Annotated in this window: 26 protein-coding genes; 20 read left to right on the forward strand and 6 right to left on the reverse strand. The window is 34.1% G+C overall.

Annotated features, from left to right (window positions below; genetic code table 11):
* The first annotated feature begins 151 nt into the window (after nt 1–151).
* The 9 genes from DM447_RS07305 to DM447_RS07345 all read left to right on the forward strand — a co-directional run bounded on the left by DM447_RS07305 (nt 152) and on the right by DM447_RS07345 (nt 8,701).
* On the forward strand, nt 152–2,932 hold the full coding sequence (locus DM447_RS07305; protein ID WP_112180590.1) for an EAL domain-containing protein: 2,781 nt from the start codon (nt 152–154) through the stop codon (nt 2,930–2,932).
* Between the two features lie 292 nt (nt 2,933–3,224).
* The gene (locus DM447_RS07310) at nt 3,225–3,530 is read left to right on the forward strand and encodes a rhodanese-like domain-containing protein (RefSeq protein WP_112182686.1); all 306 of its coding nucleotides are present in this window, start codon (nt 3,225–3,227) and stop codon (nt 3,528–3,530) included.
* A 12-nt stretch (nt 3,531–3,542) separates the two neighbouring features.
* On the forward strand, nt 3,543–4,670 hold the full coding sequence (locus tag DM447_RS07315) for an MBL fold metallo-hydrolase (protein WP_112180591.1): 1,128 nt from the start codon (nt 3,543–3,545) through the stop codon (nt 4,668–4,670).
* Between the two features lie 38 nt (nt 4,671–4,708).
* The gene (locus tag DM447_RS07320; RefSeq protein WP_112182687.1) at nt 4,709–5,491 is read left to right on the forward strand and encodes a sulfite exporter TauE/SafE family protein; all 783 of its coding nucleotides are present in this window, start codon (nt 4,709–4,711) and stop codon (nt 5,489–5,491) included.
* 76 nt (nt 5,492–5,567) lie between these two features.
* Nucleotides 5,568–6,047, forward strand: a complete 480-nt coding sequence (locus tag DM447_RS07325; RefSeq protein WP_112180592.1) for a DsrE/DsrF/DrsH-like family protein — start codon at nt 5,568–5,570, stop codon at nt 6,045–6,047.
* A 25-nt stretch (nt 6,048–6,072) separates the two neighbouring features.
* Nucleotides 6,073–6,369 (forward strand): rhodanese-like domain-containing protein, encoded by a 297-nt coding sequence (locus DM447_RS07330; protein WP_112180593.1) that lies wholly within the window; start codon nt 6,073–6,075, stop codon nt 6,367–6,369.
* 39 nt (nt 6,370–6,408) lie between these two features.
* Nucleotides 6,409–6,639, forward strand: a complete 231-nt coding sequence (locus tag DM447_RS07335) for a sulfurtransferase TusA family protein (protein ID WP_112180594.1) — start codon at nt 6,409–6,411, stop codon at nt 6,637–6,639.
* Between the two features lie 30 nt (nt 6,640–6,669).
* The gene (locus DM447_RS07340) at nt 6,670–7,053 is read left to right on the forward strand and encodes a DUF302 domain-containing protein (RefSeq protein WP_112180595.1); all 384 of its coding nucleotides are present in this window, start codon (nt 6,670–6,672) and stop codon (nt 7,051–7,053) included.
* A 250-nt stretch (nt 7,054–7,303) separates the two neighbouring features.
* Nucleotides 7,304–8,701 (forward strand): YfcC family protein, encoded by a 1,398-nt coding sequence (locus DM447_RS07345; protein WP_232824252.1) that lies wholly within the window; start codon nt 7,304–7,306, stop codon nt 8,699–8,701.
* A 202-nt stretch (nt 8,702–8,903) separates the two neighbouring features.
* Here DM447_RS07345 and DM447_RS07350 read toward each other — a convergent pair whose 3' ends face one another.
* A complete protein-coding gene (locus DM447_RS07350; protein ID WP_112180596.1) occupies nt 8,904–9,083 on the reverse strand; it encodes a hypothetical protein in 180 nt (59 codons plus the stop codon).
* 113 nt (nt 9,084–9,196) lie between these two features.
* Between DM447_RS07350 and DM447_RS07355 the strand changes: the two genes are divergently transcribed.
* The 4 genes from DM447_RS07355 (at nt 9,197) to DM447_RS07370 (ending at nt 12,597) form a co-directional block, all read left to right on the forward strand.
* On the forward strand, nt 9,197–9,814 hold the full coding sequence (locus tag DM447_RS07355; RefSeq protein WP_112180597.1) for a class I SAM-dependent methyltransferase: 618 nt from the start codon (nt 9,197–9,199) through the stop codon (nt 9,812–9,814).
* A gap of 782 nt (nt 9,815–10,596) precedes the next feature.
* The gene (locus tag DM447_RS07360) at nt 10,597–11,340 is read left to right on the forward strand and encodes a cytochrome c biogenesis CcdA family protein (RefSeq protein WP_112180598.1); all 744 of its coding nucleotides are present in this window, start codon (nt 10,597–10,599) and stop codon (nt 11,338–11,340) included.
* An 11-nt stretch (nt 11,341–11,351) separates the two neighbouring features.
* Nucleotides 11,352–11,912, forward strand: coding sequence for a peroxiredoxin family protein (locus tag DM447_RS07365; protein ID WP_232824253.1), 561 nt, complete (start codon nt 11,352–11,354; stop codon nt 11,910–11,912).
* 229 nt (nt 11,913–12,141) lie between these two features.
* Nucleotides 12,142–12,597 carry a Dps family protein gene (locus DM447_RS07370; protein WP_112180599.1) on the forward strand — a complete coding sequence of 152 codons (456 nt, stop codon included), beginning with the start codon at nt 12,142–12,144 and terminating at the stop codon, nt 12,595–12,597.
* A 378-nt stretch (nt 12,598–12,975) separates the two neighbouring features.
* Here DM447_RS07370 and DM447_RS07375 read toward each other — a convergent pair whose 3' ends face one another.
* Nucleotides 12,976–13,113 carry a YjcZ family sporulation protein gene (locus DM447_RS07375; protein ID WP_112180600.1) on the reverse strand — a complete coding sequence of 46 codons (138 nt, stop codon included), beginning with the start codon at nt 13,111–13,113 and terminating at the stop codon, nt 12,976–12,978.
* A 510-nt stretch (nt 13,114–13,623) separates the two neighbouring features.
* On the opposite strand from DM447_RS07375, the gene DM447_RS07380 reads away from it, so the two are divergent.
* Nucleotides 13,624–14,388 carry a class I SAM-dependent methyltransferase gene (locus DM447_RS07380; protein WP_157967368.1) on the forward strand — a complete coding sequence of 255 codons (765 nt, stop codon included), beginning with the start codon at nt 13,624–13,626 and terminating at the stop codon, nt 14,386–14,388.
* Between the two features lie 127 nt (nt 14,389–14,515).
* Entirely contained in the window at nt 14,516–15,412 is an 897-nt protein-coding gene (locus DM447_RS07385) for an alpha/beta fold hydrolase (protein ID WP_157967369.1), read from the forward strand.
* Nucleotides 15,413–15,585: 173 nt separating this feature from the next.
* Here the strand turns inward: DM447_RS07385 and DM447_RS07390 are convergent, their stop codons facing one another.
* Nucleotides 15,586–16,374 (reverse strand): HAD family hydrolase, encoded by a 789-nt coding sequence (locus DM447_RS07390; protein WP_112180603.1) that lies wholly within the window; start codon nt 16,372–16,374, stop codon nt 15,586–15,588.
* Between the two features lie 200 nt (nt 16,375–16,574).
* Here DM447_RS07390 and licT point away from each other — a divergent pair, with 200 nt between their 5' ends.
* The 3 genes from licT (at nt 16,575) to DM447_RS07405 (ending at nt 20,333) form a co-directional block, all read left to right on the forward strand.
* Nucleotides 16,575–17,441, forward strand: coding sequence for a BglG family transcription antiterminator LicT (gene licT / locus DM447_RS07395; RefSeq protein ID WP_112180604.1), 867 nt, complete (start codon nt 16,575–16,577; stop codon nt 17,439–17,441).
* Between the two features lie 115 nt (nt 17,442–17,556).
* The gene (locus tag DM447_RS07400; protein WP_112180605.1) at nt 17,557–19,389 is read left to right on the forward strand and encodes a beta-glucoside-specific PTS transporter subunit IIABC; all 1,833 of its coding nucleotides are present in this window, start codon (nt 17,557–17,559) and stop codon (nt 19,387–19,389) included.
* A gap of 38 nt (nt 19,390–19,427) precedes the next feature.
* Nucleotides 19,428–20,333, forward strand: a complete 906-nt coding sequence (locus DM447_RS07405) for an AEC family transporter (protein ID WP_112180606.1) — start codon at nt 19,428–19,430, stop codon at nt 20,331–20,333.
* Between the two features lie 81 nt (nt 20,334–20,414).
* Here the strand turns inward: DM447_RS07405 and DM447_RS07410 are convergent, their stop codons facing one another.
* The 3 genes from DM447_RS07410 to DM447_RS07415 form a co-directional block, all read right to left on the reverse strand.
* A complete protein-coding gene (locus DM447_RS07410) occupies nt 20,415–21,272 on the reverse strand; it encodes a Cof-type HAD-IIB family hydrolase (RefSeq protein ID WP_112180607.1) in 858 nt (285 codons plus the stop codon).
* Nucleotides 21,273–21,387: 115 nt separating this feature from the next.
* A complete protein-coding gene (locus DM447_RS18650) occupies nt 21,388–21,510 on the reverse strand; it encodes a hypothetical protein (RefSeq protein ID WP_255421349.1) in 123 nt (40 codons plus the stop codon).
* Nucleotides 21,500–22,003, reverse strand: coding sequence for a hypothetical protein (locus DM447_RS07415; protein WP_112180608.1), 504 nt, complete (start codon nt 22,001–22,003; stop codon nt 21,500–21,502). The genes DM447_RS18650 and DM447_RS07415 overlap by 11 nt, the downstream gene beginning before the upstream one ends.
* Nucleotides 22,004–22,624: 621 nt before the next feature.
* Between DM447_RS07415 and DM447_RS07420 the strand changes: the two genes are divergently transcribed.
* Nucleotides 22,625–23,971, forward strand: coding sequence for an arabinan endo-1,5-alpha-L-arabinosidase AbnB (locus DM447_RS07420; RefSeq protein ID WP_198671271.1), 1,347 nt, complete (start codon nt 22,625–22,627; stop codon nt 23,969–23,971).
* Nucleotides 23,972–24,130: 159 nt separating this feature from the next.
* Nucleotides 24,131–24,613: a DUF4306 domain-containing protein gene (locus DM447_RS07425; protein WP_112180610.1), complete on the forward strand. Its 483-nt coding sequence runs from the start codon at nt 24,131–24,133 to the stop codon at nt 24,611–24,613.
* Nucleotides 24,614–24,690: the final 77 nt, after the last annotated feature.

Raw genomic sequence — 24,690 nt, forward strand, 5'->3', positions numbered from 1 at the left:
TAAAAGGTAACCAATTCCTTTAGCAGGCCTTTTTATTGTTTAAAAGTGTTAATGTTCAACTTAAAGGGAATAAATAAGGAGGTAAAACGAATTTACTACTATTCAAATCATTAGAAATTATGCGTGTTTGTCAAAGGAGTGTGTATGCACGATGAAACCTGCTTTAAGAATAAGTGCTATATATCTAATTAGTGGAACACTATGGATTGTTTTTTCTGATTATTTATTGCAATCGATTTCACAGGAAACAATTATTCAAACGTACAAAGGTTTCATATATGTTTTAGCTACTGCCATTTTATTGTTCTTCATGGTTCGTCAATTAGTCAAAAAGCTTCAAGATGAAATAGATCATCGACTGTTGAAAGAACAAGTGCTTTTTCAGGTAATTAGCGAAAATGAACGATTTCGTCATTTGTTTGAACAAGCTCCTTCAGGTATGATGATTACCGATCCTTCAAAGAATGACAATCCACTTGTCTATGTAAATGATGGTTTTGAAAAAGTCACCGGATATAAAAGTAACGAGGTGATTGGTAAAAACCCTCGTTTTTTACAAGGGAAAGCTACCTCAGAGGAATCAAAAGATAAAATCAAACAGGCTTTAATCAAAAAAGAGTCGATTCAATTAGAAATACAAAACTACAAAAAAGATGGATCGATTTTTTGGAATGAATTAAAAATTACACCGATATTTAATGACAATAACCAATTGAACTACCTTACTGGTATTCAAAACGATATTACAGAGAAAAAGAATCAAACAATCTTAATTAAAAATCAATTAGATTTTGTAAAGACAATGCTCTCGACTACAAACCATTCCGAGATATTTTCGCAATTTACGCAAACGATTGAAAGACATTTAAACGTGCCATGTACTATTCTTCGAATGAATGAGGATAACGAAACATATCAATTATTCGCTTCCACATTAGTAACTGAATCGTTTAAAAAAGTTGTATATGACTTCTTTGGCGATAAGCTAGGCGATAAAGAAAAGATAGAAACATTTACTAAAAAAACACTTGTAGTTGAGGATATTTTAGGAGATGAGAGATTTAAAGCATTTTGGCCAATAGCAAAAAATAATGGTTACCGATCGTTTTGGTCCACACCAATAAAAACAAAAGAAGGAGAAACAATAGGTATCTTTAAGGTGTATAAGCAGGTTGATTTACCCTTTACTGAATTGGATTTACGTGTACTCGAGAGTTATTCATCGATTTTCGCAATGGCAATGCAAAATGTGCAATATAATGAAAAACTACAAAAAAGTGAGCGAAGATATCGTCTCATTGGTGAAAATTCTTCCGATATGATTTGTCTCTTAGATGAACAATTAAAAGTAGAATACTTTTCCCCATCGAATGTTCGTCTACTTGGAGCTGTTGATAAATTTGTCGATGTACAGAAAGCATTAACGGAAGAATCATTGAGTCGCTTAACTTCTTTTATCGAAATATTAAGGGAATATGGCCGACCAGATACGATTGAAGTTGAGCTTAAAGCAATTAATGATACTTGGCATTCATTAGATATTAGTGGAAGTCAATTTTATGATAGTGAAGAACAACAAACTAAAATATTGCTAGTAGCGCGTGATATTACCGAGAGAAAGGAATATGAAAATAGATTAAATCGTCTATTATATTATGATCCGCTAACACAATTACCAAATAACTATTATTTTAAAAAGACGCTCAAAACAACAATAAACAACAGAAAGCCTTTTAACTTATTGTTGTTGGATTTTGATCAAATGAAAGAAATTCGTAGTCTATATGGTGGTGGCGCGGAAGAAATAGTGTTAACTAAGTTAGCAGATGTCATGAAAAGGTCGTTAGCTGTAACCATGATCGCTCGTACTGGTGAATCCGAATTCTCTGTGTTATTAGAAGCGTATCCTGATCTAGATGAATTAAAACGACAAGTGAAGGGGCTTTTACGAGTTTTGGAAGGTCCATGGCATTATCATGTCCAAGAATTTGTCGCGACCGTTAGTATTGGAATTGTCTATTATAACGATCAATCAGCAGATACGATGCGATTTCAAGCTGAATGGGCATTACAAACTGCACGTAAAAAAGGAAAACATCGTTATCACATCTATCTTGATGAAGTATCACAAGGAACACATACGTCGATATCGATACAAAATGATCTTTATCACGCATTGGATCGAAATGAATTTAAGTTGCTGTACCAACCACAAGTGAACGTCAAAAATAATAATGTAGACGGTGTCGAAGCATTAATTCGCTGGGAACACCGAACATTAGGAATGATTTCACCAGGTGAATTTATTCCGATTGCTGAAGATACCGGTTTGATAATCCCGATAAGCGAATGGATTATTAAGGAAGTTTGTCTCGGAATGGTTCAATGGATCAAGCAAGGTAAGGAGCGTAATGCTTCTATTAATATTTCTTATCGACAAATGGAAGAAGAGGGTTTTGTGGATAAAGTCAAAGCAATCTTAGCCGAGACAAAATGTCCTGCTAACCGTTTAACATTTGAAATTACTGAAAATATGTTAATGAATGATTTATCACTATCTTTGCGGGTTTTAAAACAATTAAAAGCAGTAGGCATTCAACTATCTGTAGATGATTTTGGTATTGGATACTCCTCCTTATCCTATCTTAAAAAATTTCCAATTGATTGTTTGAAGATCGACCGTGCTTTTGTTAGAAGTATTCATGAAGATCCAAATGATTTTGCAATCGTACAAGCAATTATGGAGATGAGTCGAGCACTTGGATTAAAAGTTGTTGCAGAGGGCACAGAAACAGAGGCTAACATTCGGATACTACAAAAGCTCGGTTGTGACAATTTTCAAGGATATTGGTTTAGTCGACCAGTTGATTGTAATGAATTAGAAAAAAATGTGACGAAGATCTATCAAGAAAAACTACCTGTTTTTTCTTAATTAGCAGAGAACATTCAATAATTAAATAAAAAGTCTAATGGATGAAGCCTAATTACTAGCTTCTATAGGAGGTAGTAATTAGGTTGAAAAATAAAATTAAATTTAACACTTGAATTTATACCTTGTAGGGTATATGATATAAAAAGTAAGTCGATGTCATGTTGACGAACTTTTTATTTCTCTAATTTTATACCCGTATAGGTATATAGAGTTAATTTTGAAAGGAGTGGAAAATGTGGAAATTGTCTTTGTTAGTCTCGTTATCTTACTTACTTTTCTAGTAATAAAACGAATGTTTCCTGCGAAAGGAATTCGAATGATTACGACAACAGAATTGAAAAAAGAATTAAAGGACAAAAAGAAACAATTGATAGATGTTCGTACGGTTAACGAATTTAATGGCAATAAGATTAAGGGCTTTAAAAACATTCCGCTACATGAATTGAAACAAAAAGCTTTGACTGAACTAAGTAAAGATAAAGAATTAGTTATTATTTGTCAAAGTGGAATGAGAAGCCAGCAAGCATGCAAACAATTAAAGAAATTAGGATATAACCAGGTGACGAATGTCAGAGGTGGCATGAATGCTTGGCAATAGGAGGTTTTATAAATGAAATTAACTGAAACAACAGCAAAAGAAATAGCACATAAAGTGATTAATAAAAAAGAATTATTCATTTTAGATGTACGAACAGAGGAAGCATTTAAGGATTGGAAGATCGAAGGAGAAAATTTCACTTATTTAAATATCCCTTATTTTGATTTAATTGATGGGGTTGAGGGTATCGAAGACCAACTTCCAAAAGATAAAGCTATACTAGTTGTTTGTGCAAAAGAAGGTTCGTCTGTAATGGTAGCAGAAATGTTAGCTAACGCTGGATTAACTGCCTCGTATCTTAAAGGAGGTATGAAAGCTTGGAGTGAACATCTTGAAGCCATTAAAGTTTCAGATCTGAAAGACGGTGGAGAATTGTATCAATTCGTTCGGATTGGAAAAGGTTGTTTGTCTTATATGGTCATTTCAGGCAAAGAAGCAGTGGTGATTGATCCGGTACGAATGACAGATATATTCACGGATTTCGCAACTGAAAAAGGTGTGAAAATAACACAGGTTCTGGATACACACTTACACGCAGACCATATTTCAGGAGGGCGCGCGATTGCTGAACAAACAGGTGCAACGTATTGGTTACCTCCAAAAGATGCAACAGACGTTACGTTTGATTATAAAGGTTTGGTAGATGGTGAAGTTATTACTATTGGTGCAACAAAAATAGCTATTCAGGCACTTTATACACCCGGTCATACGATTGGTTCAACTTCATTTATTATTGATAAGCATTATTTACTAACAGGCGATATCCTCTTTATCGATTCCATAGGCCGTCCTGACTTAGCGGGTATGGCAGAGGATTGGGTAAGAGATTTGCGTGAAAGTCTCTATGAGCGCTACAAAGAGCTGTCTGATGACTTGATCGTATTGCCAGCACACTTTATGATTATTGATGAATTAAATACTGATGGCACAGTAGCTGCTAGACTAGGTGATCTTTTTGCTTCAAATCACGGATTGAATATAGAAAATGAAAATGCGTTTAGAAAAATGGTAACGGAAAATTTACCACCACAGCCTAATGCATATCACGAAATTCGAGAAACAAATATGGGGAAAGTAACACCAGATAATGAAAAACAACGTGAAATGGAAATTGGTCCTAATCGCTGTGCTATCCGATAAAGGGGATTAGGGGGGATTCGTAAATGGTTTTTAGTGATATGAATATAGAATTTGTGCTTGTCATTTTTCTAATTGGATTTATTGGGTCTTATCTTTCTGGAATGTTAGGAATTGGTGGATCGATTATAAAATATCCAATGTTACTCTATATACCTTCACTTTTTGGAATAACAGCATTTTCTGCTCATGAAGTATCGGGTATAAGTGCAGTGCAAGTTCTTTTTGCAACGATTGGTGGCGTATGGGCATACCGTAAAGGTGGTTACTTAAATAAAGATTTAATTATCTATATGGGAGTGAGCATTTTAATAGGTAGTTTAATAGGTGGATATGGATCAAAACTAATGCTAGGTGAAGCAATTAATTTTGTTTACGGTGTCCTCGCTTTAATTGCTGCTGTGATGATGTTTATACCGAAAAAGGGAACGGATGACATTCCTTTTGATCACGTTACATTCAACAAACCGTTGGCAGCATTTCTAGCACTGATTGTCGGAGTTGGAGCTGGTATTGTTGGTGCAGCAGGCGCATTTTTACTTGTACCCATTATGCTCGGTGTCCTAAAAATACCAATAAGAATGACAATCGCTTCATCTTTAGCAATTACCTTTATTTCATCGATCGGTTCGACAATTGGGAAAGTCACAACAGGACAAGTGGAATATATGCCAGCGGTTATTATGATTGTCGCCAGTATACTAGCATCACCACTTGGTGCTAAAACAGGTAAAAAAACAAATGCAAAACTATTACAAATTATTTTAGCGGTATTAATTGCAGGAACCGCAATAAAGATTTGGTTGGATATTTTAGATAATTAAGCTATTTTTTTATAGTCAATTAAATACCTGTACACGTATAAGTATTTATAATAAGTAAGAATAGGAGGATAACTATATGGGAGCAACAAAAAAAACAACAATTGTCTTATTTAGTGGAGATTATGATAAAACAATGGCAGCTTACATTATTGCAAATGGTGCAGCGGCATACGATCATGAAGTAACAATATTCCATACGTTTTGGGGTCTAAATGCACTAAGGAAAGAAAATCACGTTCCTGTTAAAAAAGGTGTCCTTGAAAAAATGTTCGGCAAAATGATGCCTAAAGGTGCTGATAAAATGGGCTTATCAAAAATGAACTACATGGGAATGGGACCAAAAATGATTAAGCAAGTAATGAAAAAGCATAATTCGATGCCATTACCAGACTTAATTGATATGGCTAAAGAGCAAGACGTCAAGCTAATTGCTTGCACGATGACAATGGATTTATTAGGCTTACAGAAAGAAGAGTTACTAGACGAACTAGAATATGGAGGGGTTGCCGCATATATCGGTGATGCCCAAGAGGGTAACGTTAACTTGTTTATCTAATTATAATTAATGGAGGGTGTAAATAATGAAAGAAATTACGGCAGAAGAACTAGCAAATAAAATAGCAGACAAAGAGAAAGTAAACTTAATTGACGTTCGTGAGGAATTTGAAGTGGAAGAAGGGAAAATCCCACAAGCAAAACATATCGCATTAGGCGAAGTTGAAGAACGGATGGATGAATTAGATAAGAATAAACATTACTACTTGATATGTCGTTCTGGTGCTAGAAGTGGTAACGCAGGACAATTTTTAACTGAAAAAGGATATGATGTAACGAATATGACAGGTGGCATGCTTGCTTGGCCTGGTGAAGTAGAGTAATAACTATAAAAGTGTAAAAACAATTAGGAGGAATTAGAAATGGAAAGTACAAAAGTGTTAGATGCAAAAGGTTTGGCTTGTCCAATGCCAATCGTAAAGACTAAGAAGGCAATGGCAGATTTGCAAGCTGGGGATATTTTAGAAGTACATGCAACAGATCAAGGTTCACAGAGTGATTTAACTGCATGGGCTAAATCAGGCGGACATGCATTAGTAAAAGATACAGATGAAGGCGACGTTCTTAAATTTTGGATTAAAAAAGGCGAATAATATTACGCAAGAGAAAGGTGGTAGATTAGATTGTTTCATTATACGGTAGAATCAAATAAAACAATCCAAGAAACGGTACAAGCCTTAGAGGTGAATTTAAAAGAAGAGAAGTTCGGTATCCTTTGGCAATTTGATATTAAAGAAACGTTAAACAATAAAGGAATTGATTTTGAACAACCTTATCTTGTATTAGAAGTATGTAATCCAAAGGAAGCCGCTAATCTTTTAACTAAAAATCAATTGGTTGGTTACTTCTTACCATGTAAAATTGTATTATATCAAGATACAGGTAAGACAAAAATCGGTATGCCAAAACCAACAGCATTAATTGATTTAGTAGAAGAGGAAGCATTAGTGGCATTAGCAAAAGAAATAGAAGATAAGTTGATTCGTGCAATAGACAAGAGTATATAATAAAAGCGGTGGATTCATTCACTGTTTTGCTCAAGTGAAAGTTGAAACGCTTCATGCATTGGCATGGAGCGTTTCTTTTAGCTGAGCAAAAAAAGTAAAAACAACAAAGCAAACTGGTGCAGAAAACGTTTGAATTATAGCGAACGATTTGATCGTAAAGTTAGACTTGAATCATGTAAAAAAAACTGTATAATTGTAAGTCATATAAATTGAATATTCTAATAAATCGGAGAAGGGGAGGATTAATAAAATGGCAAAAACAAAATTTGATGCGCATAATAGATGGCAAATGCCTGATACATATGTCATCCTATTTCTCGTATTATTATTAGGTGTGGTAGCTACATATCTCATCCCATCAGGATCATTCGAAAGAGAAATGATAGATGGCGTAGAGCGTGTTCTACCTGGTACATATAGTGCAGTTGCCGGTTCAAATCTGGGAGTTATGACGTTATTCAATGCTATTCAGATGGGGATGGTACAATCAGCTGATATTATTTTCATGGTATTATTTACTGGTGGTGCTTTTGAAATTATTGAACGATCTGGAGCGTTAAAAGGTGCTATTAATCGAGCAGTACTGTTGACTCGTGGGCGTGAATTCTGGATGATTGCAATTATATCTACATTATTCGCCTTAGGTGGAGCAGTTGGAGCAGTTGCTAACGCAGTAATAGCCTTTGTTGTGATTGGTGTTATTATTGCTCGTACATTAAAATTAGATCCAATTGTTGCAGTAGCCATTACATTTGGTGCAAACTTTGCAGGATTTAATGTCGGTTTTATTAACCCATACACAGTAGGGATTGCGCAGGATATTGCTGGCTTACCTCTTTTCTCAGGTTGGTTGTTACGTCTTGTTGTTTTCATAATTATTCTTTCGATAACGATAGGCTACACATGGCGTTACGCTAAAAAAATTATGGCTGATCCAAGTAAGAGTTTAATGGGTGTCTATGAAGATGAAGACGAAGTAGAAAAACTGGAAGATGAATTTACTATTAGACATAAATTAATGCTTAGTTTTGTTGGGCTTGGTTTGGTCTTTTTTGTTTATGCCTCCACACAATTAGGATGGACAATTAGTAATATGGCTGCTTTCTTTGTGTTAATTGGGATTGTGTCTGGTATTATTGCGGGTATGCACTATAATACCATTGCAATAACCTTTATGGATGGCACAAAGAAACTTGTTTATGGGGCACTTGTTGTTGGTCTTGCCCGTTCAGTTATAATCGTATTAGAGGATGGACAAGTACTTGATACCATTGTTTATGCGTTAAGCGTACCACTTGAAAACTTCCCGCCAATACTATCAGCAATAGGAATGTTTATTTCAAATGGCGTATTAAACTTTTTGGTTAACTCTGGTAGTGGTCAAGCAATGATTTCAATGCCAATGCTTGCACCTTTAGCAGACATGGTTGGTGTGACGCGTCAAGTAGCAGTTCAAGCTTATCAATTTGGGGATGGATTGACTAATAGTATATTCCCTACATCAGGTATATTGATGGCAAGTCTTGCAGTTGCTAATGTACCATGGACAAAATGGATTAAATTTATGTTTCCGTTATTTGTTATTTGGTTTATTATTGCAATTATTACCTTATCAATTGGTGTTCTCATTAATTGGGGACCATTCTAAATAAAAATTCTGCTATGTTAATTACACAAATGTAGATAGTTTAACCATTTTAACGATGATTCCTGCATGAAACAGGATTAAAGTATGTAAAGGAGTATCCTAAAGTGAGACGTTGTTCAAGTGTCTTCTCTATAGGATACTTATCTTTTTTTAAGTAAATTCTATTAATTTTTATCTTATCAAGTTTCACGACTTGCCCCCACTAAACCTTCATATTTAAGTCTTCTAGTTCTAAGTAGTCTAGTTTCACATAAGCATCTTTTATATTTTCTTCATAGTTATCTTTTGTGGATTCAGCAATTTCTAATATCGATATAAGCTTTGGTATATACAGTCGGTCATTCTCTTCAGAAAAATCAGTATGTTGGTATACATCTGACAAGCTTATAGCATTCCTTTTACTTTAATAGTTTGCTTTCTGTGATTGGTCTATTATACTAGAATAGATCAGAAACTTTCATGTCATAAACAAATTTTATTAAAGCGGTGAATAGAATGTTAGAGGATACAGGAGAACGTGTTATTCCTGAAAATATGAGCATAATGAATGATTTATTAATTGAGCACGTTGCAAGATATCACTTTGCGCTTTCATTTATTAGTGGACGTGTATTAGATTTTGCTACTGGAACGGGTTTTGGTACCCATATTATTGCGAAAAAGTTAAAGAAAGAAATAGTTGAAGTAATTGGATTTGATATTAATAACGAGGCTCTGGAGTATGCTAAATATCATTATTATCATCCAAAATCATCTTTTTTTCAAGAAGATGTGACCGATCTGAGTTTACCTGCGCGTTATGGTACATTTGATACGATCGTTAGTTTTGAAACAATTGAACATGTAGAAGCAGAAGAGCAATTTTTATCGAATGTGTATCGTTTATTAAAGCCCGGGGGGAAATTAATTATGTCTACTCCTTTCGGTAATGGAAGAGGTAAACCATGTGGCTCACCGTTTCATATTCATCAATTGACCCCAGAAGAGTTTGAACGTTTATTCACTGATTATTCAACAGTCACCCATTACGTCCAAAATGGTGCACTAATCGAACCAAGAGACCATGCAACATTAGACTATCACCCCATAGGAATTGTAGTTTGTGAAAAATAAAAGCTATCTTCTAGAAAATTATAATTTATGCCTGAATTTCTATAAACTACGACATAGCGTCCTTGCGCTGAAATTATCATTAACTGTGAATTAATAGGATTTCTTGACCCGCTACTCAAGTGAAATTGACTCCCTTTCCGCAGGCACGGCTTCAGCTAAATCGAAAACAAAGTACGTTTTCGATTGGATCTTCAGCCCGTGGGATTGCGATTACTCATCCCATCAAAAACATTCGCTGTTCCTGCAGGAGTGTCGCCAATTTCACTTGATACGCTAATATTCATCTGCCTATCGCTAACAGAGAGTATAAATCTGCACATAAAAATGAATGGATTTAAATCATGTTTTATTAGCTGGAAATTAGCATGTAAATTATTATTTTCATCTAGTTTAATCCATCTTTTCTATCTATACGGATATCGTTTGTAATTAGACATCAGCTAAGGAAGCAAATGGATGACACTCCTGTGGGAACAGCACAAGTTGAAGATCCACTCGGAAAGCGATTTTTGCTTATCCGAGTTAGCTGAGACTGTGCCCACGGAAAGGGAATCCATTTGCTGACGAAGCGGGTAAGAGGGCCTTCTGTTACGTCGCAGTTTCGCTCAACTAGAATCTTAAACAATAATAATTTTTGTGAAGACATATTCCAAAATAAATATTCAGATAAGCTAGACATTAAAATTGTTTGGCTTCTTTTTTGTGTGAATTTTTTTGTTTATTCTAAATAGGAATGAAAAATAATGGACAATCATATTTTAAAGTAGAAAGGTAGGTATGCTATGCAACAAGGAATAGATTTAACTATAGGAATAGTTTTTGGTGCCGGAATGTTATCTTTTTTATCGCCATGTACCTTACCCATTTTTCCTGCTTATTTATCCTACATAACTGGAATGAGTGTAAAAGAATTACAAGAACACAAAGATATAAATGTACAGGCACGTTTATTACTCCATGCTGTTTTTTTTCTATCAGGAGTATCAATGGTTTTTTTAGGCTTAGGTATTGGCGTTACGTTATTCGGACAGTGGCTGCAAGACATATTATCCGGACATTCTGGAATACTTTTGCAACGAATGGCAGGGATATTCATCATAATGATGGGATTATTTGTAGGTGGTTGGTTAAAAATTATGCCACTTATGAAAGATACACGTAAAAGATTTAAAAACAAACCTACAGGCTTAATTGGTAGTTTCTTTATTGGTATTGGCTTTGCTGCTGGATGGACACCTTGTATTGGTCCGATATTCGCTTCTGTATTGGTTATCGCAACTAGTAATCCGACTCAGGGAGCTATTTATACAATTATTTATATTATTGGCTTCGCATTACCATTTTTAATATTCACCTTTTTCTTAAGTTATGCGAAATGGCTTGTGCGTTATACCGGGATTATCACAAGAGTTGGCGGTGCAATGATGTTATTATTTGGTATGTTATTATTCACTGGCCAGTTAGCTAAACTATCAAATTTCTTACTAAAAATTATTCAAGATACATGGTTATCCAATTTAGGTTAGGAGGCGTTTAGTTGAAAAAGAAGATGATGATCCTTATCTTAGCGGGCACGTTTAGTTGGGCTGTATATGACTTTATAAACAATAAGGAAACAGAAGTTGAAATCATACAGCTAACAGAAAATGTGGAAAACCAGATGCAACAAACAAGTGAAGGATTAGATATTGGTGACATGGCACCAAACTTTCGTTTAAAAACAGCAACTGGGGGGAATATAGAACTAACAGCATATCGTGGGGAACGAGTAATGCTAAATTTTTGGGCAACTTGGTGTCCGCCTTGTCGAACGGAGATGCCTGATATGGAAAGATTATATAATGAAAAGGATGTACAAGTTATTGCGGTTAACTTGACACAATCAGAGGCTAAAATAGAAGATGTTACGGATTTTATTACAGAAAATAAATTAACTTTTCCTATTCTTTTAGACGAACAACTAGAAGTAGCGACAACGTATGGTGTTAGACCAATCCCAATTACTTATATGATTGATTCGCAGGGTGTAATTCAAGATAAATCTTTAGGAGCATTGAGTTATGAACAGATGGTGGAAGCAGTAGACAAAATGGAATAATATCTATATAGATTTTATTTTTTTAATATGTGATATAATTAACAAAGTGTAGATTTCATTGTTAAAGCTTTTGCATATTTTAATGAAGAACTAGGAACAGTAAATGTAATTCATTATGCACAATTAGTTAATTTGTGGGATAAATCTTGGAAAAGACTAGACATTTTCAAGTCATTAGATTATAATGATTATAAAATGATAACAATTATAATTAATTGGAGGAATTTATATGACAACTAAAAATCAAACATTACAAGATCAATTAAATCAATTAGTAGCAACACATGGTGTGTTTTTCACGAAGTTACATCAGCATCACTGGTACGTAAAAGGGCATAACTTTTTTGTTCTTCATGAAAAATTTGAAGAATTATATAATGAAGTAAATGAAAAGTTTGATGAATTTGCAGAACGACTTTTAACTATTGGAGGAAATCCTTATTCTACGTTAAGCGAATTTTTAGCTAATGCAACGATCAAGGAAGAGCCTTATACAGAGCATGTTCCAGCTGAATCTATGGTTAAGTCAGTAATTAGTGATTATCAGATAATCCAAAGTGATTTAGCAAAAGGGATCGAACTTGCTGGAGAAGCAGGTGATGATATCACAGAAGATATGTTAATTGGTTACAAAACTAGTGTAGACCAAACATTATGGATGTTATCAGCATATGTAAGCAAATAAGGCTAGACATACAAAAAAGCATTACGACCTTCATTAAGGTCGTAATGCTTTTTTCTTTTGGATTTTTAATAATAATCCGGTTAAATATGTACACTTTTTTGTAGATCATATAAAATACGTTAGTATAATAACGTTAGTATTCCCAAAGGTAGGTGAGAAAATTGTGCAATATAGAAACTTGGGGAAGTCATAAAATTGTAACAATTCTCACCTACATTAAAATTGTAACAGACTATGTTGAGTAAGGGAAGTAATCGATTAAAAATCGGTCCAAAAGAGGAGCGTTTTAGGTCTTAAGATGTAGAAAATCTTCTTATATGTAAGAAGGCAGAGCAAGTAATTTACCTTGCTTTGCCTGTTCATTAATTTTACATTATCTTAATAAAATGACGCACCTACAATAATTAAAAGAATAAACAACACAACTATTAGCGCAAATCCGCTACCAGCACCTGTCGCTACAGGAGTAGCACAACCAGCACCATAGCCGGCACCATATCCACCATGATAACCCATGTTCTATCACCACCTTACTGTCTTAACTACTTATAGACTATGTAAAAAACAATAAGTGTTGAGGGCAAATGACTATATTAATATGAATTGGGCTTTATATAATTATAAAATTGCATAGGAACAGCATTTTACATGCATTTTTGTTTTTTTGAAAATAGTACGTAAGAATATCTTACAAAAGAAGCGAAACCTCTAGAAACCTGTGTTACATTTAATACATAGAAATTGTGAGTATCCCAACAATACTTACAATATTCATTTCATTGCTCTCCGTTTATTTTAAAGTGTCTGCTATGTAAAATTAGCAATAAAGAAGCCAAAATACCCCCTGTGTTTTGGTTTTTTTATGCTCTTTTTTAGTTGGCATTGTTAAAGTATGTTTTTGCTCATTTGATTTACAGGAATTAATGTCCTGGAATGAATTTAATTATAACAAGAGAGTATAAAATATTTTAATACAAAATATGGTAATTAATGATATACTTATCTAAAATAGAAGGAGAGATTATAATGACAAATAACATTGATGCATTTTCGAATAGTTTAGAAAGTTATCGTAATTACACAGAAATGCCTTGGGGAAAGTTATTTTACTCAACAGTTCTCTCACAAATAGAACAACATTTAAGTGGTCAAAAATACGTTTTAGACATTGGATGCGGATTTGGCTTAACGGCTTTATCTTTAGCACAGAAAGGTTTTAAAGTAATGGCAGTTGAACCTAATAAAGAGTTGTTAAACATGGCTAAAGAGAAAGCACTTGATAGCGGTGTCGCTATTGAATTTAGGAATTTAAATATGACACAACTGGATTCTTTTGAATGTACTGTTGATTTTTTAATTTGTCATAATGTGCTTGAATATGTGGACAATCCCGAAAAAGCGATTAGAGACTTGGCTGATAAGACAAAAAATAAAGGATATCTATCGTTAATTACTCATAATCCATTGGCAAACGTATTGAAAAAGGCAATAGTAGATAAATCACCGGCAAAAGCGTTAACTTATATTGGGAAAAAATCAGATTATAGTGCAGTGATTGGTGCAGAAACGTCACTCTATACAAATGATGATATTCAGAAATGGTTGAATAATGCTGGATTTAAGGTCGTGAATCGTTATGGTGTTCATAATTTATACGGATACATAGACAACGAATTTAAGTTTGATCCTGATTGGAATAAACAAATGACTGAACTGGAGATGCAAGTCAGTAGTATTTCTCCTTATCGAGATATTGCTGTTTTCACGCATACAATTGCTCAGCTAACATAATTAAGCTAATCCAAAAAGGAAAAGTAGTATGTTAATTCATGAAATGAGAAAATATATGTGGAACAGTGGATCGAAATGTTCATTTCACAATATAGATCAATCGGTTTAGAACGGAAGGAGAAAGATTTTGTCTGGGTATATAACGATTAGAAACAAGCGGATTTATTATGAGGTTCACGGCGATGCCGATCTACCTGTAAGTTTGTATTTACATGGTGGCCCTGGAGTTGGTTCCTATGACTTCATCGAACAGCAAGGTAAAAAGCTTTCAAAATTCATGAGGGTCATTGCAATTGATCAAAGAGGAGTGCTACGATCGGATCCAATTGAAGATAAAGAGTCATTCGGACTTCTTGATCTGGTAGAGGACTGCGAAACTATCCGTAAACAACTTGGTATCGAAAAGTGGGGTATCATTGGTCATTCTATTGGTGGATATTTGGCAGTACACTATCAATTAAAATATCCTGAGCAGGTGACATATCTTTTGTTTGAATGTCCGACGTTTGATTTGGGAAGTTCTGCGCGATCTCTAATTACAGGAGCAGTTCAGCAATATGAACGATTAGGAAAAGATGGGATGATCAAAGAGTGCCTGATAGCTTCAAAAATAACGGATACCAAAAAGGTATGGGAAAAATGTATAGAGTTTCTTATTGATTTAGGTGAAAATAAAGACAATTTGTATGTCCATGGTGAAGATAAGCATTTTTTTGATCGACTTGTTGAAAAATCCGATATTCCAGAGGTGAATTGGAAAAGGGCCTTCAATCATCAACAAAAACTCTATCAAGAGGGGAAAATATTTGAATCATTGTTAACGAAACTCGATTCTATTACCTGTCCAATGCTACTGATGAAAGGTAAATATGATTGGGTAACGGGTGATGACCAACTGCTCTCGTTTACGAACGGAAAGTCCAATCGTAAGGTAGTTATGTTTAATCAAAGTGGCCACTTTCCGAGGGTTGAGGAACCCAAAATGTATGCCAGGACAATAAAAGATTTCATATCGGTTAACTGAAAAATCATACATATTGACCTGAAACAAACGGTTCCTTTATTATAACAACCTACCACTACTGTTGTTCAACTATAGTGGTAGGTTTGTATGAGTAAATAAAACTTTTAATTTAATAATCTAGGTTAATGGAACTTCCTAATTTGCGGAAGTTCCATTAAGTTTAACAGCGTATTTTATTTAACTAAACCTAATTGCTTTAGTCCGTTAAAAATACCATTATCATCGACACTTGTTGTACGATGTTTTGCGAAAGCGAACAAATCTGTATGCGCGTTTCCCATTGCAAAACCTTCTTCTACAAATGCAAGCATTTGTTTGTCATTCATCCCGTCCCCAAATGCAATCGTACTATCTTTTTCGAAACCAAGAAGTTCAATAACATGTTTAATAGCGCGACCTTTGTTTACACTCTCTCGGATTACGTCATAACTATGCATTAGACCTTCAACATTAACCTGCGAGAAAAAGATCGGTTCATCTGTTTCATATAATCCGGGATCATCTTCATTTAGGTTCATTAGTGTAATTCCTAAAATATTATCCACATATGCCGATGTATATAGTGATGTGTCTTTTAAATCAAAGTAACTAGAAAAATCTTTAATAACATCTGCTTCCATTGATGTCATCAAACTTTTATTATGTGTATATAAAACCATTTCATGCGGATTCGCTTCACAAACACGAAGGAAGTGTTCGACTGTCTCCTGTTTCATGGGTTTGTTCAATATTTCTTTATCTTGATATATAGCATAAGCACCGTTGTAGCCAATAAAAGAATGTACATCTAGTTCTTCAGCAATGTCTATAACTTCATGTAGTGGTCGACCAGTAGCCAAGAAGATCTCTATTCCTTGTTCTTTTACTTGTTTTATTGCATTTTTTGTCGAATCATCAATCGTGTGATCTGCTTTCAAAATAGTTCCATCAATATCTAAAAATAATATTTTATAATTTGTCATGGTAGGCTCCTTTTGTAGTAGACGCTATAATGAAAAGTTTATCATAAATTTGTCATATAGAGAATGGAAATACTGTAGTTTACCATCTAAGAAGAAAATGATATAGTAATGGATAGCTTCACGTTGATAAGTAATTGATTAACCTTATTTTCGTAGTTCGGATAAAGGACTTTAAAACTTATTTAAAAGGGCGAATGTAGATGAATATAAAAAAAATCTTAAATAACAATGTTGTTGTAACGGAAAACGAGCAGCAAAAAGAGTTAGTTGTGATGGGGAGAGGCCTAGCTTTTCAAAAAAAGATCGGTGAAGAAATTGAAAGCGAAAAAATTGAAAAGACCTTTGTTTTAGAAGGAGAAGGTTTTACAGACAAATTAGCAGAACTTTTAAGTGAGATCCCAGAACAGTATTTTGAAATCGCTTATAAAATAATTAATTTTGCAACGAAACGGTTACCGTATGAATTAGATGATTATATTTATGTTGCCCTTACTGATCATTTGAGTTTTGCAATTAGCCGCTTTAAACAAGGGGTTAATTTACCGAATGCCCTATTATGGGAAATAAAAAAGTTCTATAAAGAAGAATATCAAATTGCAAGAGATGCACTTGTTATTATTAAAGAAGAAATAGGAATCGATCTTCCAGAAGACGAAGCAGGTTCTATTGCTTTACACTTAGTTAACAGTCAGCTCTCGGGGGAAAATGTCGAAGCAACCGTGAAAGTTACAAAGATGGTTAATAGTATTTTAACCATTGTGAAATATCATTATAATATTGAAATAGATGAGACTTCGCTTAACTATGAAAGATTTTTAACACACTTAAAATTCTTTGCCTTACGATTCATACGAAATGAGGGTAAGGGACAGGAAAGTATGGATACCTTTTTATTTGAACAGATAAAAACGAAATATAAAAAGGCATATGATTGTAGTGAAAAAATTGTTGCGTTTGTAGCTAAATCATACGATTGGGATATATCAGATGACGAAAAAATTTACTTGAGTATCCATATTCATCGTGTTACCAATAGAGAAGTACAACAGCAACAATCAAACAAATAGATTGATTAGCTAAAACCTAAGACTACATTTCATACAGAAACTGCTCAAGCGTAGTTGGTTTGTATCGAACTGTTAGTTTAGGTTTTTTTATTAGGGAAAGAGAGTGGGATCTAGTATGAATTATAATCAGTTAGCTGAGAAAATTATTCATTATGTTGGTGGAGAAGAAAATATTGAGTCTTTACATCACTGTACAACCAGATTGCGATTTAAATTAGTTGATAAATCTAAAGTTGATCGACAGGAAATACAACAATTATTAGGTGTTATACAAGTGATGGATAGTGCCGGTCAACTACATATTGTTATTGGGAATGATGTTAGTGACGTCTATCGGAAAATAATAAAACAAAGTGAGTTAGACGGTAAAACACAAACTAAAACGCAAGAAAACAACTCTATACTGAATTATTTTATTGATATTATTTCAGGTGTTTTCACGCCATTATTAGGTGCAATGGCTGGTGTCGGTATTTTAAAAGGCATATTGATTTTATCCCTTGCATTAAACTGGTTAAATGAAGATAGCGGTACCTATCAAATTTTACATGCGGCAAGTGACAGTTTGTTTTATTTTTTACCACTTATATTAGGTATAACAGCCGCACGAAAATTTGGCACGGATCCTTATGTAGCTTTTGTTATTGCAGGAGCATTAGTATATCCAGATTTGATCACTACATATGAATCAGGGTTAGAATTAACTTTTATGGGCTTACCTATTTATTTAACGAACTATGCAACATCTGTTATACCGATCATTTTGACGGTTTTTGTCATGTCTAAAATAGAACCACTACTAAATAAAATTTTTCCTAGTGCGATAAAAACATTTTTTACACCACTAGTGTTAATTGCGACGTTGGTTCCGTTAACTTTATTAGTGTTTGGTCCTTTTGGTAACTATGTAAGTGGAGGTCTTGCTGATGGATATAGCTGGATTTATAGTAATAGTGCAGTAGTAGCAGGAATTGTAATAGGTTTCTCGTGGCAAATACTTGTCATGTTTGGTCTGCACTGGGGATTAGTTCCTATCGCAGTTAATAATTTAAGTCAATTTGGTGGAGATACCCTTATTGCGATGTTAACGCCAGCAATTTTTGCTCAGGCTGGAGCGGCGCTTGGTGTATTTCTTAAATCAAAGAAAAAACAGGTTAAATCAATCGCTGCCCCTGCGGCAATAGCGGGCTTGTTTGGGGTGACAGAACCCGCTATATATGGAATTACACTACGTTATAAAAAACCATTCATTATAGGCTGTATTGCTGGAGGGATTGGTGGTGCAATTGCTGGGCAATCAGGCGCAAGTTCTTCATCTTTAGCAGTACCAGGACTTGCTTCCTTACCGGTATTCTTTGGACGCGGTTTTACATTATTTTTATTAGCAATAGCAATAAGTTTCATTTTTGCTACTGTATTTACTTATTTCTTTGGATATCAAGATGAAATGAGCGCACAAACTGCAACTAATAATCAAACAGAAACAGTCATAAAGAATGTAGCGATAGCAAGTCCATTTAATGGGGCACTTCTTTCATTAGAAGAGGTACCAGATGAAGTGTTTGCTTCAGGTGTGGTTGGTAAAGGTATTGCGGTTGTACCAATTGATAAGAAGTTATACGCGCCAGTAACGGGAGTAGTTTCAAGTGTCTTTCCAACGAGTCATGCGATCGGTTTTACATCACAAGAAGGTGTAGAAGTATTGATTCATGTAGGGATTCATACAGTGCAATTAGATGGTGAATATATGGAAGTATTCGTCAAACAAGGTGACCTGGTAGAGCAAGGTCAGCATATCGCAACAATAGAAATCGAAAAAATTACTGCACGGGGATATGATATCATCACGCCGATTCTTGTAACGAATACAGGAGAATATACAGATGTTTTACCAATAGATGAAGAGAATATAGTGGTAGGAGAACGACTGATTACAGTTATTATTTAATTATATACGACTATCACTTTATGTAGGGAGATTTTAATTTGGACGGATTTAATCAGCAATTCATCTATTCCATTTTAATTATTGGTTTAGGTTATTTATTAAAACAAACAAAAATAATCAAAGAAAGTGATGGAGAAGGACTAGCACGTCTTATATTTAATCTTACATTACCAAGCTTAATTGTAGTAACATTTTCAGATATTGTGATTGAGCCATCTTTATTTTTCTTAGTAATAGCGGCAATTATTGCAGGTTTTTTCTTCGTATCCATCGGTTTATTTGTTTTTAGAAATGAACAGAACAGTACAAGAGGCATGTTACTTATGATGATACCAGGATATAATGTAGGCTTATTCGCTTATCCTTTGGTAGAAGGGCTTTGGGGTGCGGAAGGGATTAAATATTTTGGAATGTTTGATGTAGGGAATGCTTTTATTGTATTTGGATTAAGTTATTTAATGGGTAGTTTTTATGCAAGTGAGGAAACCAAGATCACAACGAAAGAAATTACACTTAAGTTAGTAAAATCAATTCCATTGATGACATATATGATTGTATTTCTATTAAATATTATACATATTCCATTGCCAAATGTATTAATTGATACAGCTTCTATTATTTCTGGTGCGAATATGCCATTATCTTTATTATTATTAGGTATTTATTTGAATTTTACTTTTGATAAAAAATATTTGTATTTAGTTGGGAAGTTCCTTGTAGCTCGATTTGGAGTTGGTCTGCTTATTGGAATTGCACTCTTTGTTTGGTTGCCAGTTGATTTAATGTTTCGCTATACACTCTTGATTGCTTTAATCTTACCGACTTCAATGTCCTTATTGCCTTATGCAGTTGAATTTGGTTATGATAAAAAGTTTGTTGGGACTGTATCAAATATCACCATGTTACTTAGTTTCTTTTTAATTTGGTTAATTATTAATATATGAGAGACTTCATTCATTTCGTTTATGTGATCTACATTAAAATAAAAAGTCCACTATTCCTAATTAAGAATAGTGGACTTTGTTTTATTTATTTATGAATACTTCAATTGCTTTAGCAACACCGTGTTCATTGTTACTTACTGTCGTGAAATTACATGCTTGTTTAATGGCCTTTTCAGCGTTACCCATTGCGACACTATGCCCAACAATCTTTAACATGGATAAATCGTTAAAATTATCACCAATTGCCATTGTGTCTTCTAAAGCGATGCCATTTTCAGCTGCAAAAAGTGATAAAGCAATCCCCTTTTGTGCATCTGGATGATTAAATTCTGCATTGTCAAAACCAGAAGATGTAATGATGACGTTATCCTTGACTGAAAACTGTTTTTTTACTTTTTCCAATGTATCTACTTCTAGAGAAAAGGCAAGTGCTTTATAGACTTCAATGTCTTTATCTGCAAGAAGTCCGTTGAAATCATCTGTTATTTTAAACTCTTCTTCTTGAAAACGCAATGCTGCTCGCTCTTCCACTTCTTCACGCGAAACTTCTGGGTGAGAAGAGAGCATGATATTCAAAAGGACTTCCATGAATTTTGCGCGGTCAGGAGAATAGATACCTTGATTGGTATATAATTCAAAATAGGCTTCACTTTCCTGACATTGCTGTATAATTTTTTTGCTGATTAATTTAGAAAGTGGGATATTACGTAACCTTTCCCCTTTTTCTGTAAAAACATTTGCACCATTTAAACAAATAATAGGACAAGTTATCCCAACTGCTTGTAATGGCTTATTTGCAGCGGAATAGGACCGGCCAGTTGCAACAACTACTTTTATTCCCGCTTGAATTGCTTTCTTTAATGCTGTTTCATTTTCTTTGCTAATTTCCCCATTTTCATTCAATAATGTGCCATCTAAATCTGTCGCAATAAGTTTCATTTCATTACTCCCTTTGTATGTAGGATGTTAGTAAACATCACAATCTCTCTAACATTAGAATACACAAGAAGTAGGTCACATGCAACGACTGCGAACCTACTTCTACAATTCTTAACTATTCTTTACATAGTATATTTTTAACCCATCTATCTTTTTTGTCTCTAAATTCACTTAGCTTAATTTTACTTACTTTCCTATTATTTTGCATTTGTACAATCAGTTCTCTTTTATTCTTCATCGGATTTCACCTCCTTATCTAATAAGGAAGTCATCATATCGGTCATGGACTTTAATTTTTCTTCATCTTGAAGCATATCTTGCATCATTGACATTGCTTCTTTAGATAAATCTGGATCTTTTAATACTTTGTTCATTAGTTCCGGTGTATCTCCATTTTCCATTAGTTTTTTCATCAACTTACTTAGATTTGTATCAGTCATTTTTTTCATTACTCCTTTCGTTGTATCATGCATAAAGAATGCTTTTATTTTTTGGGAAAGTTGAGCTAACCGAGCACTATTTTCAGGTTGTCTAAAAATAGTAATAAGACTTTCTAATTTATCAATCGATTCTGTATGAAGATTTTTTTGCTTCCAATCTAGTCTGATTTGTTCCAGAATGGTTTGGTCTTCTACTGATTGATTAATCGTTGAATTTTTAAATCTTTTCGCTTTTACTTCTCGAAAACGACCTTGAGCCGTTCGCTCGAAATATAGTATATTATCTTTCAAATTTTACACCTACCTTTATTTTTTATAGTACATAGATACGCAAATAGAAATGTTTCGACCGTGTTTTTGTCTTATATAAAGGTTAAAATAGCGTGTATACCTACACCTATTTATAAAATATAGGGAAGGTAATCCTATTAAAATAACCATTTTTAAAAAAATTGATAATTGTCCATTCATTTTTCTCTATCAATCATAGATTAACAGTGTGAGGCCTCCACAAGTTTAATAAATGATTGATAGGAGGGAATAGAATGGCTATTATAGCTGCTTTGGTATTGTTGTTCTTTTGGTTCTTTATTTTCACACCAATTATTTTGTTAGTTGCGGTATTGGCCGCTTTAGGTATCTAGTAATGAAGCGCTAGTTTAACTACTAGCGCTTTTTACCTTATAAGGACAAGTGACGTTTTAAAAAAGCATTTTTGAAAAATAGTACGTATATATTTCCTAATATATCTAGAAATCTAATGATAATTAAGGTATGATAAAAAAGAAGATAGACATGCAACCAAGGGGAGGAATATTGTTGAAGCAAAATAAATGGAAACTAGAATTAATAGGAATAGCTATAGTAGGTAGTCTTTTTTTAACGGGTTGTAATGAAAACGCTAACAAAGATATGGAAGCAACAGATCTGGATGCACCTAATTATCAAAATGTAACGGTACATGACCCATCCGTTATCAAAGATGATGATACTTTTTATGTGTTTGGATCACATTTAATGTCCGCTAAATCAGATGATTTAATAGAGTGGGACCAAGTGTCTAATGGCGTACATGAAGGTAATGTACTAATACCAAATGCAGCTGAGGAAATGGAAGAAGCGCTAACTTGGGCTGAGACCGATACCTTTTGGGCTGCAGATGTCATTCAATTAGAAGATGGGAAATATTATATGTATTACAATGCCTGTAGAGGTGATTCACCTTTATCAGCAATGGGAATTGCCACATCTGATTCTATTGAAGGACCATATGAGGACCAAGGCATTATTTTGAAATCTGGTATGACCGAAGAGCTTAGTGAAGATGGTGATACTTATGATGGAACACAAGATCCAAATGTTGTTGATCCAGACGTATTTTACGATAAAGATGGTAAGCTTTGGATGGTCTATGGATCCTATTCAGGAGGGATTTTCATCTTGGAACTGGATGCAGCTACTGGAGAACCATTACCTGATCAAGGATATGGCAAAAAACTATTAGGTGGAAATCATAGTAGAATAGAAGCGCCATTTATGCAATACAACGCTGATACCGGCTATTACTACTTATTTCTATCTTATGGTGGCTTAGATGCCGTTGGTGGATATAATATGCGTGTCGCTCGTTCTGAAAACCCTGATGGTCCGTTTGTTGATGCAGAAGGAAAAGATATGATTGAAGCGAAAGGAGCAGCTGGAAGTTTCTTTGATGATGAAGCAGTTGCACCATATGGCGCTAAAATAATGGGTAACTTCACATTTTCTGAAGGAGATGGTTATGTATCTCCTGGTCATAACTCTACTTATTATGAAGAAGAAACAGATGAGTATTTCATTTATTTCCATACACGCTTTCCAGATCGTGGTGAAGAACATGAATTGCGTGTACACCAAATGTTCTTTAATGAAGACGGTTGGCCAGTTGTTGCTCCTCACCGCTATGGTGGCGAAGAAATAGAGACATATAGTGAGGATAAAGTAACGGGTAGTTATGAATATATTAATCATGGAAAAGATATATCCGAGTTCGCTAAATTATCAGAAGCAATAGAGTTAGAAGCAAATGGTGAGATTAGCGGTTCAGTTACAGGTGAATGGGAATTAGAAGGTAATCAGATAACGATTGTTATCGATGGCACAAGTTATGATGGTGTATTCCTTTCGCAGTGGAACCCATTTTCATCTGAACAAGTTATGACATTCTCGGCAATGTCTGATAACGGTGTTACAATCTGGGGTAGTCAAGCAATAGAATAAGTGAAAGAAAAGTGGTCTAGCGAAAAAGCTAGATCACTTTTTTACAATTATTTTAATAACTTTAAAGAATAATTGTAATTTTATGTTAAAATAAATGAGGAGTTTTGGACGATATTAGTATGTAAGTCTATTTAGTTTACTAAAGAAAGCGGGAATAGTATGAAATATATTGTACAATATCTGCTAGCATTAGTGGTAATTGTCTTTTCAACAGTGTTTACGTGGTATGAAGGAAGTGAAATAAGAAATAATACTTGGGAACGGAAGTATTCCGCTTTTTTTTCAAAGCTGTTTACTAATGAGCTTACAACAGGTGCTGATATATCACAATTAGATCATTTCATATATGCAGCTAAATTCAAACCACTATTTCCAACATTGCTAATAGTAAGCCTATCGTATGTTTTAATGCTAAGTGGCTATTTGTTATCAAAACAAAACAAGAGAAATCTGATTATAATTCAGTGTTCATTTGGAATCTTATATTTATTATTAGGACTAACAATATCTGACTCACCAACTTTAGGAGGAAAATACTTAACTACCGTCTTTATAATACTTTGCATTGCAAATTTTATAGTTGCAATAATGGTTTTTTTGAAATTAAAAAAGGATAGAAAGATAATATATTCATCGATCTGATTGTTGGAATTTCTTTGTAAACAGTTACTTAGTTTGATAAGTTTAAAAGAATGGTATATGATAAACAAGAAACGAAC

The organism is Paraliobacillus zengyii (assembly GCF_003268595.1).
Classification (GTDB): Bacteria; Bacillota; Bacilli; order Bacillales; family Amphibacillaceae; genus Paraliobacillus_A; species Paraliobacillus_A zengyii.